We start from the raw sequence: 1,416 nt of genomic DNA on the forward strand, positions 1-1,416 counted from the left end.
GGAGGCCAGCAGCACACCGTGCTCGCGCGCCCAGGCGACGATCGCGCGCAGCTCGCCGGCGCCGGGCACCCGGCCGGGCGGGTTGCTCGGCGGGGTACGATAAATCACCGCCGGCGCTTATTTATCTGAACTCGCCGCCCAACCCGCCCGGCGGGGTGCTCGGCGCCGGCGAGCTGCGCGCGATCGTCGCCTGGGCGCGCGAGCACGGTGTGCTGCTGGCCTCCGACGAGTGCTACCTGGGACTGGGCTGGGACGCGCAACCGGTGTCGCTGCTGCACCCGTCGGTGTGCGACGGCGACCACACCGGCCTGCTGGCGGTGCACTCGCTGTCCAAGACCTCGTCACTGGCCGGGTACCGGGCCGGTTTCGTCGCCGGCGACGCAGCCGTGGTGGCCGAGCTGCTGGCGGTGCGCAGACACGCCGGGATGATGGTGCCGACGCCGGTGCAGGCCGCTATGGTCGCCGCGCTGGACGACGACGCCCACGAACGTGAGCAGCGGGACCGCTACGGTCGGCGCCGCGCCGCGCTGCTGCCGGTGCTGCGGTCGGCCGGGTTCACCGTCGATCACTCCGAGGGCGGGCTGTATCTGTGGGCCAGCCGCGGCGAGCCGTGCCGGCAGACCGTCGACTGGCTGGCCCGGCGCGGAATCCTGGTGGCACCCGGCGAGTTCTATGGGCCCGCCGGTGCGGAGCACGTGCGGGTGGCGCTGACCGCCACCGACGAGCGGATCGCCGCCGCCGTCGACCGGCTGACGGCACCGGCCGATTGACCAGGTATTACATTTTCCTTTCGTTTGGCGAGAAAGTGTAATACGGTGGCTCCATGAGTCCTATGAGCGAATACGACATCGAGGCGGTCGGCCGGCTGCCGTTTGCCACCCCCGAGAAAGCTGAGCGCTACCGCACGGAGAACTTTCCGGGAGCTGCCGGTCTCAACTGGTATTCCACCGACCCCACCCTGCAGTGCACGATGGCCTACTACCTGCAGCCTGACGAGCTGGCCTTCGCCGAACCGCACCTGAGGCGCATCGGCGAGCTGATGGGCGGACCGGTCGAGCGGTGGGCGGAGGAGACCGACCGCAACCCGCCGCGGCTGGAGCGCTACGACCGGTGGGGCCACGACATCAGCCGGGTCGTCATGCCGACGTCGTTCACCGAGTCCAAGCGGGCGATCCTGCAAGCCAAGCGGGCGTTGCGCGACGACGCCGCACGCGCCGGGGTGAGCCCGTTTCTGATGCTGTTCGCATCCGATTATCTGCTCAATCAGGCCGATATCGGGATGGGCTGCGCGCTGGGCACCGGCGGTGGCATGGTGAAGACGCTGGTCAAGGCGTACGCGCCGCCCGACGTGCGCGACCACGTGCTGGCCAAGTTCGCCTCGGGCGAGTGGGACGGCGAGACCGCCCAGCTGCTGAC

The 1,416-nt window shown here is 70.4% G+C and carries 2 protein-coding genes; both read left to right on the forward strand.

Annotation, left to right across the window (positions count from 1 at the left end):
• Positions 1-770: succinyldiaminopimelate transaminase (dapC, locus tag AC2VON_RS19530; RefSeq protein ID WP_486954430.1), on the forward strand; the 770-nt coding region annotated here is incomplete at its 5' end.
• Between the two features lie 62 nt (positions 771-832).
• Positions 833-1,416, forward strand: a 584-nt coding sequence (locus AC2VON_RS19535; RefSeq protein ID WP_486954431.1) for an acyl-CoA dehydrogenase family protein, incomplete at its 3' end; no start/stop codon positions are given.

The sequence above is a fragment of the Mycobacterium sp. TH-M82 genome (genome assembly GCF_057473605.1).